The organism is Pseudonocardia ammonioxydans, from assembly GCF_900115005.1.
In the GTDB taxonomy this organism is placed as follows: Bacteria; Actinomycetota; Actinomycetes; order Mycobacteriales; family Pseudonocardiaceae; genus Pseudonocardia; species Pseudonocardia ammonioxydans.
Genome location: NZ_FOUY01000015.1, coordinates 96,758 through 109,399, shown reverse-complemented (window position 1 = coordinate 109,399; position 12,642 = coordinate 96,758). Strand labels below are relative to the sequence as shown.

Genomic DNA, 12,642 nt, shown 5'->3' with positions numbered 1-12,642 from the left:
GGTGGCCCTTTCCCCAGTTAGAAGACGAGTGAGAGCGGCAGGATCACCAGGATCGCCACGACCGAGGCGACCGACACCCCTACCGAGCAGGTCTTGAGCGTGCCCCGCACGGACTGGCCGAGCAGCGACTGCAGCAGCCAGAACGTGTTGCTGGTGACGTGCACGGCGAACAGCGCGCCCGCCCCGGCGGCCAGGGCGATCAGCACCGGGGCCAGCCCGATGACCGGGGCGACCGGCGCCAGGACACCGGCGGCGGTGATCGCCGAGATCGTCACCGAGCCGATCGCGACGTGCAGCACGGCCGCGATCAGCCACACCATCAGCAGCGGCGCGGCCGTGTTCGCGGAGAAGTACCTGCCGAGGATCTCGCCGAGGCCCGCGTTCGAGATCGTCGTCGCGAGCGAGCCGCCGACGCCGGTGAGGATCAGGATCTGCCCGCTCTCCCGGAAGCCGTCGCCGACCGCGCCCTCGACGACCTCGCGGCCGTGCGTCAGCCCGACCACCGCCGTCGTGCCCACCAGGCCGATGAGCAGTGCGATCACCGGCTCGCCGAGGAACACCAGCACGGGGTGCTCGATCCCGGCGGCGTCGAGCACCGCGCCGGCGGCGATGAGGATCAGCCCGATCAGCAGCGGGCCGAACAGCACGAGCAGCGGCAGCTCCCGACGACGCCGGGGGGTCTCCGCGACGGCGGTGCCCGCCCCGGTGGGCTCGGCCCGGGTACCGGGGTCACCGGCCGGACCGCCGTCCTCGGCGGGGCCGGAGCCGGCCGGGCTGGAGTCGACCTGGGCTGAGCCGGCCGGGTCAGGGTCGGCCTGGTCGGGGCCGGCCGGGTCGGGGCCGGCCGGCATCCCGGCCCAGGTCGGCTCCTGTTCGTCCTTCTCCGGGTCCCACCAGCCGCGCCGGAACAGGAACGTCATGATCGCCGTCGCGATCAGCACGGTCGGGACGACCACGACCAGGCCCGCGATCAGCATCTGCCCCATCGGCACGCCGAGCACGCCGGCCAGGGCCACCGCACCGACGCCGGGGACCATGAAGACGATCCCGCACTCCAGCCCGATGGCGAGCGCGGTGGCCATGCGCGGCAGCCCGCGGTCCCCGATCCGCGGCGCGATCCGACGCGCCAGCGGTGCCGAGATGACCAGCAGGACGTCCACGAAGATCGACTGCAGGACGGTCGAGACGGTCGCGGTGGTGGCGTAGGGCATCCCGCGCGGACCGCACACCCGCAGCAACGTCGCCACCAGCCGTTCGATGGCGCCGGCGCGGTGCAGCATCGCGCCGGTGAGCACACCGAAGGCGATGAGCAGGCCGACGTCGGCCAGGATCTCGCCGAAGCCGCCGGTGACGGCGTCGACGGTGCCCTCCACGCCCAGCCCCGCGGTGAGCCCGAGGTACACCGCGCCGATCACCAGCGAGATCACCGGGTTCAGCCGGAACCGGACGATCAGTACGACGGTGGCGAGCACGGCCACCACCGTGTTCGCCACCATCACGGTCTCCGACATGGTCCCCCGTTTCGACGCCGGTGTCGCCTCACATGATGAACATATACCCACCATGCGGGCAAGCGCGTCGCGCCCCGGCCGGCGCGGAGCCGGTGGAGGACGGGGTCAGCCCGCGGCCAGTGCCCCACCGAAGCCGAGCAGCGCCACACCGGCGACGACGTCGCCGGCCCGGCGCACCCGGCGCCGGGAGAACCAGCCGCGCGCCCGGTGCACCGCCAGCACGAGGCCGGACTGGTAGATCCCGCCCAGCACCGCGACGGTGACGGCGAGCAACAGCGCGTCCACGGTCGTCGTCACCCCGGGCACCAGGAACTGCGGCAGCACCGACAGGTACATGACCAGGACCTTCGGGTTGGTGACGTTCGAGCCGAACCCCAGCAGCAGGGAACGGTGGGCGCGCACCCGTGCCCCGCCGGTGGTGAGGTCCGGGTAGTCGCCGCGGCGGGCGGCCCGCAGCGCCTGCACACCGAGCACGCACAGGTAGCCGACCCCGGCCCAGCGGATGACGGTGAACGCCGTGTGCGACTGCGCGATCAGCACACCCAGACCGAACGCCGCGGCCGAGCCCTGCAGCACGTTCCCGGCGAACACGCCGGCCGCCGTCAGCAGCCCGGCCCGGCGGCCCCCGGCCACGGAGGACCGCAGCAGCACGAAGGTGTCGGGGCCGGGCATCAGCACCAGCCCGACGACGATCAGCAGGTACGCACCGTAGGACGCCCAGGTCACGGTGCGCGATGCTACGGATCCCGGCGGCCGTCCCGCGCGTGAGGTGCCGCACCGACGCACCGACGGCACCGCCCGCCCGGGCCCCCGTGAGCCCGGGCGCCCTACCGTGGACATCCGTGAGCCCCCGCCCCGGACGCGGCCGCGCCGCCCGCCGCCGGGCCGCCGCCCGCGAGACGTCCCCGCTGCCGCCGCGCGACGGCCTCGCCCCGGCCCGGCTGCGCACCCCGCCGGACGGGCCGTGGACCACGATGCGCGAGCACCTCGCCGACCGGTTCCCGCACGTCGGTCCGGCCCGGATCGACGCGATGATCGCCGCCGGGGAGATCGCGACCGCGGCGGGCCCGCTGGACGCGGCCACGGTGTTCACCCCGTCGACGACGCTGTGGCTGCACCGCGAGGCGCCCGACGAGGCCGAGGTCCCGTTCCCGATCGAGATCCTGCACGCCGACGACGACGTCGTGGTCGTCGACAAGCCGCACTTCCTGGCCACCATCCCGCGCGGCAGCCACGTCCGGCAGACGGTGCTCGTCCGGCTCCGGCACGAGCTGGGACTGCCCGAGCTGAGCCCGGCGCACCGGCTCGACCGGGCCACCGCGGGGGTGCTGCTGCTGGTGAAGCGTCCGGAGCTGCGCGGGGCGTACCAGACGCTGTTCGCCGACGGCCGGGTGCGCAAGACCTACGAGGCCCTCGCCCCGCACGACCCGGCGCTGGAGCTGCCGCGCACCGTGACGTCGCGGATCGTGAAACGGACGGGGGTGTTCGCAGCCCGGACCGAACCCGGCGTGCCGAACGCCGAGACCCGGATCGAGCTCGACACGCACCGCGACGGCCTGGCCCGGTACCGGCTGCATCCGCGCACCGGGCGCACCCACCAGCTGCGGGTGCACCTGTCCGAGCTGGGCGTGCCGATCCTCGGCGACGACGTCTACCCCGAGCTGCGCCGGCGCGCGGACGGCGACTTCACCCGCCCGTTGCAGCTGCTCTCGCGGTCACTGGAGTTCGACGACCCGGTGACCGGCCTGCGCCGCCGGTTCGACAGCGACCGCACGCTGCAGGCCTGGGACGACCCGGCCGGGTGGGCCGGGGGCACGTCCGGCTGATCGCCCACACCGTCCGGAGCACAGCCCACTCGACCGGGTGGGCCGGGGCGGCGTTCGGCTGATCGGCCGCGCCGGCGCACGGCCCACGCGGCCGGCTGGGCCCGGCCCGCGGCCCGCTCGGTACGAGCGGTCCGGTACTCGGGTCCGGTACGAGCGAGCACGGGCAACGCTCAGCCCGCGTTGCGGCCGCCCTCGCCGTTCAGCCCGTGGCCGCCGTGGCCGTTGGCGGTGTGCCCGTTGGCCGGCTGCCCGTTGACCGGCTGCGGGACCGGTTCGGGGTGCTCCTCGGCCGCCCGGTGCCTGCCCTCCTTCAGGCCGCGCTGGTAGCTGGCCAGCCGGTTGCGGACCCGGTCGGGCTGCCGTTCCCGGGACCCGCTCGGCTGGGCGTTCGGCGTCTCCCGCCAGGACGGGGGCACCATCGCCTGCCCGGGCAGCCGCTGGGGCAGGCCCTGCGCCGTGGTCGGCAGGTCGACGACGCGGTCGGCGCGGATCCGGGCCGCATCGAACTCCGCGTCACCGGGCGTGCGCCAGTTCTCCGCACGCGCCGAGGGGCCACCGTGGACCGGCAGCCCGGCCGTCTCGGGCGACGCCGATTCCCGGAACCAGGCCGACGCGACCGCCGCGAAGATCGGCGGATCGTCGGTGTCGTCCACCGGGACCGGCACCTCCGAGTCGAAGGGACCGAAGAGCTCGTCCGGCGGGGTCGAGCGGGGCGCACCGGAGACGGGCAGTGCCTCGGTGGCCGGCTGGGCGTCGTCGCGGGCCGGTCCGTCGGCGGCCCCGGGCCACGGCGCCCCGTTCGGCGGGCGCTCCGTACCGTGCTGCCCCGGGAAACCGGGCTGCGCTGCGGGACCCGGCTGCCCGGGATGCCCCTGCTGTCCCGGAATCCCCTGCTGTCCTGGGACCCCCTGCTGCCCGGCGTGGCCCGGCTGTCCGGCACGGCTCTGCTGCCCGGCATGGCCCTGATGACCGGCCGAGCCCGGCTGTCCCGGCGAGCCCGGCTGGCCGGTGGAGTCCGGGGACAGCGGCGGCGCGGCGGGCGGCGGCGCGGTGGGGGGTGGCCCGCTCGGCGCGAACGGGTCCACAGCGGCCTGCCCCTCGGGCGCGGCACCGTCCGCCCGGGCGGAGCCGTTGCGGCCCTCCGGCGCCCCGAACGGGGTCGCGCCGGCGATTCCCGACGGGCGGGCGCGCGCCGAGCGCCGCGGCAGACCGCCCGCAGCGGCGTCCCCGTCCGAGCCCGCGGTGGGGGCCGGGGGCGCGCGGTCCGGCACCGGGTCCTCCGCCGGGACCGCCCGCTCGTGCTGCGGGGGCGGCCACGGCGCCTCGGCCGGTGGACCGGGCGCGGGTGCGGGCGGGCGCGGCATCGCCGCGGTCGGCGGCAGCTGCTGGTCGGGCTCGGTCTCGGCGGCCGGCGCGGGCGCCTGCCCGCCCCCGATCACCGACGACGGCAGCTGCAGCACGGCGACCGGCGTGAGCGCGGTGTTCCCGGCCGGGCCACGGACCCCGAGCCGGCCGCCGATCGCGCGGGCCAGCCGCGCGGCGACGTGCAGCCCGATCTCCTGCGGTGCGACCGGTCCGGCCGGCGTGGCCGTGTTCAGGGCACGGTCGAGCTCGTCGATCGGGGTCCGGTAGTGCGGCGCCGACGCGCACTGCAGCTCCAGGACGACACCGCCGTCGGGCCCCCAGCGGGTGTGCAGCTCGAGCCGCTCCCCCGGCGGCGTCGCGCCGGCGGCGTGGGCGAGCAGCTCGGCGAGGATCTGGCCGAGGACCGGTTCGGCCGTCGCGTCGAGCGAGACGCTCGGGGTCGGGAGGACGACGGTGCGCGAGGCGGCCTCGCTCGCCGCCACGACGGTGTTCAGCGCCTGCCCGAGCGGGGTCGGCGGGGTGACCGGACGGTGCCCCTGCGCCGCGCCGGCCAGGACGAGGATGTGGTCGCCGTCCCGGACCCCGCGACGGGCGGCCCCGGCGAGCTCGGCGAGGTCGGCGAGCGCGCCGGGACGCAGCTCACCGCTGCGCAGGCGCTCGGTGAGCAGCTGCTGGCGCTCGGAACGGGCACGCAGCCGGTAGGCGATGGCGGCGAGCACGGCGTCGCCGCCGGCGCCCTCGCCCGGCCGGCCCGGTGCGTCCTCCCGGGAACCCGAGGGACCGGACGGGCTGTACGGCGGGTCGTCACGCGCCACGCGATCGTCCTCCGAACGGCAGGTAGGGCGCCCGGGCGCGGGCGCCGTTCGCCCGGCCCGTGCGGGGACCGGGCCGGGCAGGGTCGCTCACGGAGCCTACGCGGCGGCGGGCCTTCCACCGGCCCTCGTGCGGTGGGCGGTGGACCACGTGGGGCCGGGCGGCCCCGGACCCCCGGGCGGCTCGGCCGCCGGTCGGCGAGAGGACGACCGGCGGCCGTCCCACCGCGACGGGCCGCCACCGGGGCGCGCCCGGCACAGGCGTCCCACCAGCGGCGCGACGTCGGGATTCACTCGAACCGGGAGGGGTCGCCCGCCCCGGTGCGGATGATCTCCGGCTCGTCCCCGGAGAGGTCCACCACGGTCGTCGGCTCCGTCCCGCAGTCCCCGGAGTCGATCACGGCGTCCACCTGGTTCTCCAGCTCCTCCTTGATCTCCCAGCCCTGGGTCAGCGGCTCGTCGTGGCCGGGCAGCAGCAGCGTCGACGACAGCAGCGGCTCGCCCAGCTCCGCCAGCAGCGCCTGGGTGGTGGCGTGCTGCGGGATGCGCACGCCGACGGTCTTCTTCTTCGGGTGCAGCAGCTGGCGCGGCACCTCCTTGGTGGCCGGGAGGATGAACGTGAAGCTGCCCGGGGTCGAGGCCTTGACCGCGCGGAACACCGAGTTGGAGATGTGCACGAACTGGCCCAGCTGGGCGAACTCGGCGCAGACCAGGGTGAAGTGGTGCTTGTCGTCGAGCTTGCGGATCCGGCGGATCCGCTCCAGCCCGTCCCGGTTGCCCAGCGAGCAGCCGAGCGCGAAACACGAGTCGGTCGGGTAGGCGATCAGGCCGCCCTCGCGGACGAGTCCGACGACCTGACCGATGCTGCGGGGCTGGGGGTTCTGCGGGTGCACGTCGTAGTACCTCGCCATTCCCGCAGCCTGCCACGATGATCTCGGCTTGTCGCCCGCACGACGCATGCGGCAGGGTGCACCTGTCCGCTCGGCGAACACCGGCACGAGACCATCGGCACCGCGACCGGGTCCTCCGGGACGCACGCACTCGACGAGGAGAGCGATGTCCGACAACGACAAGATCAAGGTCACGATCCTCCCGACCGGCACCATGCATGCCGACCTCACTTGGCTGCTGATCGACCCGTCCCGGATGGCGACGCAGCAGCAGCCGGACAAGTCGCGGGACTGGGTGGAGGTGCCCACCCACGTCGTCTACATCGAGCACCCGAACGGGCAGAAGCTGATGTGGGACGCCGGTGTCCCCCGCGACTGGGAGACCCGCTGGGCCCCGTCCGGGCTGGGCCAGTTCTTCCCGGTCGACGCCGCCGCCGAGGAGGACTGGCTGGACTCCCGGCTCAAGCAGCTGAACCTCGAGCCCAACGACATCGACTACCTGGTGCTCTCGCACCTGCACCTGGATCACGCGGCCAACGCCAAGTTCTGGGAGAAGGCCGACACGAAGATCATCGTGGACGAGGCGGAGAAGGAGGGCGCGTTCTCCTTCGACGGCCACAACAAGGGTGCGCACATCAAGTCGGACTACGACACGCTGCAGCTCGACACGATCGGCGAGGACACCGAGCTCCTGCCCGGGGTCACGTTGCTGCGGACGCCCGGCCACACCTGGGGCACGATGAGCCTGCAGGTCGACCTCGCCGACGCCGGCACGATGATCTTCGCCTCGGACTCGCTGTACCTCAAGGAGTCCTACGGCCCGCCGCCGATCGCGGCCGGCATCGTCTACGACACCGTGGCCTGGTTCAACTCGGTCGACAAGATCCGCGGGATCCAGGAGCGGACCGACGCGACCGTCGTCTTCGGCCACGACGCGAACCAGATCAAGGAGCTCCGCACGGGGCCGGGCAACTACTACACCTGAGCCGCGTCCCGGCCCGGCCGCGGCGTTCCGCGGCCGGGCCGGTGCCGTCCCGCTCATCCCGGAAGGAGACCGCGTGCCGGTCTACGACTACACCTGCTCCTGCGGCACCCGCTTCGAGCTGATGGTGCCGTCCTGGTCGTCCCCCGCGCCCGCGTGCCCGGACTGCGGGGCCGAGACCCGGCGGCGCCCGCCGTCGCCCGCGGTGCACGGCCGCGCGGCACCGCCGCCGTCGATGTCGTCGGCGCCGCAGTCCTGGGAGGGGCTCAACAGCGGCGACCGGGACACGATCACGCACTGGCGCCGCACCGTGGAGGCCCGCCAGGAGTTCGAGTCCCGCCACCCCGAGCACCACGAGCACCGGGACGCGATCGCCGCGCACGAGGGCCGGTTCGAACGCAAGCCGCTGACCTACAAGGAGCTCGCGAGCCGCGCGGCGACCAGCAAGGACGCCACCCAGGCCGCGGCCGAGGCCAGTCGCGCCCGCCGCACCGGCGACACGCCCGCAACCTGACGACCGCGACCGCGCCGCACAGGACCCGAGGGCCCCGCACAACTCCCGCCTCGTGCGGCGCCGAGGGAACGTGTGCGGCGCCGGGTCACGTGGCGTGCGGGAAGTCCGAGCCGTCGTAGGGGCGCGGCTCGACCAGCACCAGCCAGTTGCCCGAGTTGTCCCGCATGACGGCCTCGATGCCGTAGGGCCGGTCCGACGGCGGCTGCGGGAACTCGACGCCCTGTGCCGAGAGCTTCGCGTGGTCGCCGTGACAGTCGTCGGTGGTCAGCCCGAACCCGCCCATCCGTCCGGCCGCGAGCGAGCGCGAGACGGCCTGCGCCATCTGCTCGTCCAGCGGCGGTCCGGGCGTCATGAGGGCGACCTCCAGCTCCGGGTGGTCGGGATGGTGCACGGTGACCCAGCGGAACCCGTCGCCCATGCTGACGTCGGTGCCCTCGACGAAGCCGAGGACGTCGCAGTAGAAGCGCTTGCTCGCGTCCTGGTCGGTGACGTAGAGCGTGACCAGCGAGATGTTGGTGAGCATGCCCGGACGCTAGCGCCGGTCGGTGTCCGCGGGCTTCTCCGGAATTGCGGTGTCCGGGAGTGCGGTGTCCGGGAGTGCGGTGTCCGACAGGCCGCGCATGAACACCCAGCAGCCGGGGATCCGCGGCGCGCCGCGCTCCGACCAGCGGGCCTGGTAGGCCGACGGGCTCACGCCGACCAGCCGGCGGAACCGCGAGCTGAACGAGCCGAGCGAGGAGTAGCCGACGACGGTGCAGACCTCGGTGACGGTGAGGTTGGTCGACCGCAGCAGGTCCTGCGCCCGCTCGATCCGGCGGCGGGTCAGCATCGCGGCCGGGGTGTGGCCGTAGACCGCGGTGAAGCAGCGCAGGAAGTGGTACTTCGACACCCCGGCGACGGCCGCCAGCTCGTCCAGGTCGAGCGGCTCCGCGTAGCGGCGGTCGATCTCGTCGTGGGCCCGCCGCAGGTGGGCGAGCAGCGCGTGCGCGACGGGCACCCCCGGACCGTAGCCCCTTGCCTTCCTCCGGCGGCCCCGCGACGATCACCCGATGCAGGTCGTCGAGTACCGCCCCGAGCGTCACGAGTTCGCCTGGACCTTCGGCGGCGCCGCCCCGGCCCGCCGCGTACGACCCGGCACCTGCCTGCGACTGTGGACCGAGGACGCCTTCTCCGGCCGGATCACGTCCACATCGGACCGGGCGACCGACGTCCTCGACATGAGCGAGGTGAACCCGCAGACCGGGCCGTTCTTCGTCGAGGGAGCCGAGCCCGGGGACACCCTCGCGATCCACATCGTGGAGCTCACCCCGGCCCGGGACTGGGGCGCGTCGACGACGATCCCGCTGTTCGGGGCGCTGTCGGTCACGGAGCGGACGGCGTTGCTGCACGAGCCGCTGCCCGAGCGCACCTGGATCTACCAGCTCGACCGCGCCGCGGGCACCGTGCTGTTCGAGGCGACCAGCGCGGACCTGCGTCTCGAGCTGCCGTGCAACCCGATGCTGGGCACGGTCGGCGTGGCCCCGCCCGGGCGCGAGGTCCGCAGCTCGCTGGTGCCCGACGTCTTCGGCGGCAACATGGACACCCCGGAGATGCGCGCCGGTTCCACCTGCTACCTGCAGGTCAATGTGGAGGGTGCGCTGTTCTCCGTCGGCGACGGGCACTACCGGCAGGGCGAGGGCGAGAGCTGCGGGACGGCCGTCGAGGGCGCGATGGACGTGGTGCTGATCGTCGACCTGATCAAGGGCTCGCCCACCGCCCCGGCCCCGGCCTGGCCGCGGATCGAGACCGACACGCACTACGTCGTCGTCGGGTCGTCGCGGCCGCTGGAGGACGCCTGGCGGGCCAGCCAGATCGGGATGATCGCCTGGCTGGGTGAGCTGTACGGCCTGGACCGGCTCGACGCCTACCAGCTGCTCACCCAGGCCGCCGAGTCGCCGCTGGCCAACGTCGTCGACACCAACTACAGCGCCGTCACCAAGATCGCGAAGGCGCTGCTCCCGGACGCCGCCGCCTACGACGGCGTGCACCGCCACCTGCGCGAGCAGGCCCGCTCGGCGCGCTGACGGCCGTCGAGGAACGAGGAAGGACTCCCCCGTGGACTTGTTGCTGGACGGCCGCGTCGTGCTGGTGACCGGCGGCTCGCGCGGCATCGGCCGTGCCATCGTCGCCGGCCTGGCCGCGGAGGGCGCGCGGGTCGCGTTCTGCGCGCGCGGCGAGGACGGCGTGCGCGCCTGCGAGACCGAACTGCGCGGTACCGGGGCCGAGGTGACCGGGACCGCGGTCGACGTCGCCGACGGTGACGCGATCGCCGCCTGGGTCGCGGCGAGCGCGGAGCACTACGGCGGGATCGACGCCGTGGTCGCGAACGTCAGCGCGCTGGCGATCGGCCCCGGCGAGGAGAACTGGCGCTCGAGCTTCGACGTCGACCTCATGCACACGGTACGGATGGTGGACGCGGCACTGCCCCACCTGCAGCGCAGCGACGCCGCGTCGATCACCGCGGTCTCCTCGGTCTCCGGACGCGAGATCGACTTCGCGGACGGGTCGTACGGCGTCATGAAGGCCGCGCTGGTCCACTACGTCTCCGGGCTGGCGTTCGACCTGGCGCCCCAGGGGATCCGGGCCAACGCGGTCTCGCCCGGCAACGTCTACTTCCCGGGCGGGGTCTGGGAGAACGTCGAGCAGAACGACCCGCAGCTGTTCGCGCACGCGATGGGGCTCAACCCGACCGGCCGGATGGGAACCCCCGAGGAGACCGCCTACGCGGTGATCTCGCTGGTCAGCCCGCGGGCGAGCCGGATCAGCGGGACCAACCTCGTCGCCGACGGCGCGCTCAGCCGCGGAGTGCAGCTCTGACGACCCGTTCGACCGGGGCCCTCGGGTGCTCCAGGTCGAACGCGGGCTCACGGGCCGGTTCCAGCGGTGGCTGCGCGATGATCCGCGGCCCCCGCGCACCCGGCCCCGTCCGCTGTGCCCGGTGCACGACGAACGGGTGCACCAGGTAGACGTCACCGGCGGCCCCCGTCGCCGCCACCTCCGGCCGGTGCGCGGTCGCCGGGACCGCCTCCCCACAGAACGGCAGCCATCCGGCGCCGTCGTCGCCGTACGGGGCGAGCAGCGGCGCGACGTCGTGGTGCGACCCGGCCCGCAGCAGCGTCGGCGCGTCGTCCGGACCGACGTCGGTGTAGAGGAACAGCATCAGCAGGGCCCGCCCGCGGGAGCGGATCGACAGCCGCGGCGCACCGTCCGCGCCGGCGAAGGACGCCTCGACGTGCGGGCCGTCGTCACCGGGGTCGCCCGGGTGCGGGAAGCGGATCGGGAAGGTGCCCATCCCGAGTCGCGGCGCCCAGCGTCCGGGGCCGACGAGCTCGTCGAACGCGGCGCGCAGGGCCGGGGTGTCTGCGGAAGCGGTGAACTCGGGCGTGGTCATCGACTCGACCCGGACGACGGGTTCGGTCCAGGTCGCCGGCTCGTCGAGATCGATGCCACGGCCGCGCAGCTCCCCGGCGATCTGCGCGCGGCACCGGGCCGCCAGGTCCGGCCCGAACGCCCCCGGGATGCGGGCGTAGCCGTCGCGCACGAAGTCCTCGATCATCGAGCGCCATCCTGGCGGCGTGGCCGCACCGGGGCGAGCAGGTTTCCCGCTCCTCAGCCGGCCGGCTCGACCACCAGCGTCATGGTCAGCGAGTGGCCCACGCCCAGGCCCGGCCCGCCCGCGCGTTCCAGCTCGAGCAACGCGTGCGCGAGCCGCGCCGCCTCGGCGTCGGCCGGCGGACCGGCGTCGGCGTAGGGCTCCAGCAGTCCGTTCCAGCGGTCGGCGAAGTCGCGCAGCCAGGCCAGGACGTCCGCCGGGGCGCCGGTGGTCGCCGGCGTGAAGCGCAGGTCACCGGGCCGCACCCGGGACGGCTCGCGGAGCAGGTCGTTCACCAGCGTCCGGAACCGCGGGACGTCCGGGTGGAACGAGCCGGTCGCGGTGTGCCGGCCCACCAGGACCGAGCGGTCGACGGCGGTCCGGCGCACGATCCGCGCCGCGCTGCCGGCCACGGCGGCGTCGACCACGGCGTCGAGGGCGGGCCGGGAGTAGAACGTCATCGGCTCGGAGATCGTCTCGCCGCCCCCGGCGAAGAAGCTCATCGCGTAGTCCCACCGCTCGGCGTCCCAGCGGGGCCGCCACTCGACCGAGTAGCGGCCGAGCACGTCGACGACGACGGCCGCCCGCCGGCCGCGGGCGGCCACGGCCGACAGCACCGAGTGCAGCGCGGCCACCAGCTCGTCGGGGGTGAGGTGCGAGTACGGGACTCCGCAGGAGAGGTAGAGGTCGAAGGCACCGTCCGGCAGATCGGTGCGCACGTCCCCGAGCACGAACGACGCCGACGGCGAGGTCACCGTGCCCGGGCGGTCTCGACCATCTCGGGGTCGACGTCCAGCCCGACGTAGTCGAGCCGCTCCTCGGCGAGGACCGGCACGTCGCCCGGCTCGGCCCGGGTGAGCAACGCGAAACCGTCGGCGGTGCCGGAGCCCACGTCCAGGACGCGGTAGCCCGCGCCGGCGTCCTTCCCGAGTGCCGCCAGGGCCTCGGTGATGACCCGCCGGGTGACCGGCTCCTCGGAGAGGACCTTCACCGGGTCCCGGCGGGACGGTGACAGGTAGTGGGCGCTCGCTCCCCGGTAGGACGGTGCGCCCGGCCGGAACGGTGCGGGCGCCTGATCGGATCGACTCACGGGTCCTTCCTACCCCGCTCG

General features: G+C 74.7%; 14 protein-coding genes. 5 read left to right on the top strand and 9 right to left on the bottom strand.

The window, feature by feature from the left end:
• Positions 1-17: 17 nt before the first annotated feature.
• Both BM093_RS16200 and BM093_RS16195 read right to left on the bottom strand, forming a co-directional pair.
• A complete protein-coding gene (locus tag BM093_RS16200) occupies positions 18-1,511 on the bottom strand; it encodes a GntT/GntP/DsdX family permease (RefSeq protein ID WP_093343888.1) in 1,494 nt (497 codons plus the stop codon).
• Positions 1,512-1,616: 105 nt separating this feature from the next.
• Positions 1,617-2,237 (bottom strand): LysE family translocator, encoded by a 621-nt coding sequence (locus tag BM093_RS16195; protein ID WP_093343885.1) that lies wholly within the window; start codon positions 2,235-2,237, stop codon positions 1,617-1,619.
• A gap of 182 nt (positions 2,238-2,419) precedes the next feature.
• On the opposite strand from BM093_RS16195, the gene BM093_RS16190 reads away from it, so the two are divergent.
• Positions 2,420-3,337 (top strand): pseudouridine synthase, encoded by a 918-nt coding sequence (locus BM093_RS16190; protein WP_245773566.1) that lies wholly within the window; start codon positions 2,420-2,422, stop codon positions 3,335-3,337.
• A 170-nt stretch (positions 3,338-3,507) separates the two neighbouring features.
• Here BM093_RS16190 and BM093_RS16185 read toward each other — a convergent pair whose 3' ends face one another.
• Both BM093_RS16185 and BM093_RS16180 read right to left on the bottom strand, forming a co-directional pair.
• A complete protein-coding gene (locus BM093_RS16185; RefSeq protein WP_093343878.1) occupies positions 3,508-5,517 on the bottom strand; it encodes a hypothetical protein in 2,010 nt (669 codons plus the stop codon).
• A gap of 287 nt (positions 5,518-5,804) precedes the next feature.
• Positions 5,805-6,425 (bottom strand): L-threonylcarbamoyladenylate synthase, encoded by a 621-nt coding sequence (locus BM093_RS16180; RefSeq protein ID WP_093343875.1) that lies wholly within the window; start codon positions 6,423-6,425, stop codon positions 5,805-5,807.
• A gap of 145 nt (positions 6,426-6,570) precedes the next feature.
• Between BM093_RS16180 and BM093_RS16175 the strand changes: the two genes are divergently transcribed.
• Both BM093_RS16175 and BM093_RS16170 read left to right on the top strand, forming a co-directional pair.
• Entirely contained in the window at positions 6,571-7,389 is an 819-nt protein-coding gene (locus BM093_RS16175) for an N-acyl homoserine lactonase family protein (RefSeq protein WP_093343872.1), read from the top strand.
• A 73-nt stretch (positions 7,390-7,462) separates the two neighbouring features.
• On the top strand, positions 7,463-7,900 hold the full coding sequence (locus tag BM093_RS16170) for an FmdB family zinc ribbon protein (protein ID WP_093343870.1): 438 nt from the start codon (positions 7,463-7,465) through the stop codon (positions 7,898-7,900).
• An 85-nt stretch (positions 7,901-7,985) separates the two neighbouring features.
• Here the strand turns inward: BM093_RS16170 and BM093_RS16165 are convergent, their stop codons facing one another.
• Both BM093_RS16165 and BM093_RS16160 read right to left on the bottom strand, forming a co-directional pair.
• Positions 7,986-8,423, bottom strand: a complete 438-nt coding sequence (locus BM093_RS16165) for a VOC family protein (protein WP_093343868.1) — start codon at positions 8,421-8,423, stop codon at positions 7,986-7,988.
• Between the two features lie 9 nt (positions 8,424-8,432).
• On the bottom strand, positions 8,433-8,897 hold the full coding sequence (locus BM093_RS16160) for a helix-turn-helix transcriptional regulator (protein ID WP_093343866.1): 465 nt from the start codon (positions 8,895-8,897) through the stop codon (positions 8,433-8,435).
• 52 nt (positions 8,898-8,949) lie between these two features.
• Between BM093_RS16160 and BM093_RS16155 the strand changes: the two genes are divergently transcribed.
• Positions 8,950-9,963, top strand: a complete 1,014-nt coding sequence (locus tag BM093_RS16155; RefSeq protein ID WP_093343864.1) for an acetamidase/formamidase family protein — start codon at positions 8,950-8,952, stop codon at positions 9,961-9,963.
• A gap of 31 nt (positions 9,964-9,994) precedes the next feature.
• Positions 9,995-10,756, top strand: a complete 762-nt coding sequence (locus tag BM093_RS16150; RefSeq protein WP_093343862.1) for an SDR family NAD(P)-dependent oxidoreductase — start codon at positions 9,995-9,997, stop codon at positions 10,754-10,756.
• On the opposite strand, the gene BM093_RS16145 is transcribed toward BM093_RS16150, so the two are convergent.
• Genes BM093_RS16145 through BM093_RS16135 form a run of 3 tightly spaced genes read right to left on the bottom strand, consistent with a single transcriptional unit; the run spans position 10,734 to position 12,621 of the window.
• Positions 10,734-11,495 (bottom strand): phytanoyl-CoA dioxygenase family protein, encoded by a 762-nt coding sequence (locus tag BM093_RS16145; RefSeq protein ID WP_093343859.1) that lies wholly within the window; start codon positions 11,493-11,495, stop codon positions 10,734-10,736. The genes BM093_RS16150 and BM093_RS16145 overlap by 23 nt on opposite strands.
• A 53-nt stretch (positions 11,496-11,548) precedes the next feature.
• Entirely contained in the window at positions 11,549-12,250 is a 702-nt protein-coding gene (locus BM093_RS16140; RefSeq protein ID WP_177238512.1) for a hypothetical protein, read from the bottom strand.
• A 32-nt stretch (positions 12,251-12,282) separates the two neighbouring features.
• Positions 12,283-12,621 carry a class I SAM-dependent methyltransferase gene (locus tag BM093_RS16135; RefSeq protein ID WP_093343855.1) on the bottom strand — a complete coding sequence of 113 codons (339 nt, stop codon included), beginning with the start codon at positions 12,619-12,621 and terminating at the stop codon, positions 12,283-12,285.
• Between the last annotated feature and the right edge of the window lie 21 nt (positions 12,622-12,642).

Bases quoted from the DNA above. Each gene is read 5' to 3' on its own strand.
- BM093_RS16200 (WP_093343888.1), bottom strand. From the start codon at position 1,511: ATGTCGGAGACCGTGATGGTGGCGAACACGGTGGTGGCCGTGCTCGCC.
- BM093_RS16180 (WP_093343875.1), bottom strand. From the start codon at position 6,425: ATGGCGAGGTACTACGACGTGCACCCGCAGAACCCCCAGCCCCGCAGC.
- BM093_RS16175 (WP_093343872.1), top strand. From the start codon at position 6,571: ATGTCCGACAACGACAAGATCAAGGTCACGATCCTCCCGACCGGCACC.
- BM093_RS16165 (WP_093343868.1), bottom strand. From the start codon at position 8,423: ATGCTCACCAACATCTCGCTGGTCACGCTCTACGTCACCGACCAGGAC.
- BM093_RS16155 (WP_093343864.1), top strand. From the start codon at position 8,950: ATGCAGGTCGTCGAGTACCGCCCCGAGCGTCACGAGTTCGCCTGGACC.
- BM093_RS16145 (WP_093343859.1), bottom strand. From the start codon at position 11,495: ATGATCGAGGACTTCGTGCGCGACGGCTACGCCCGCATCCCGGGGGCG.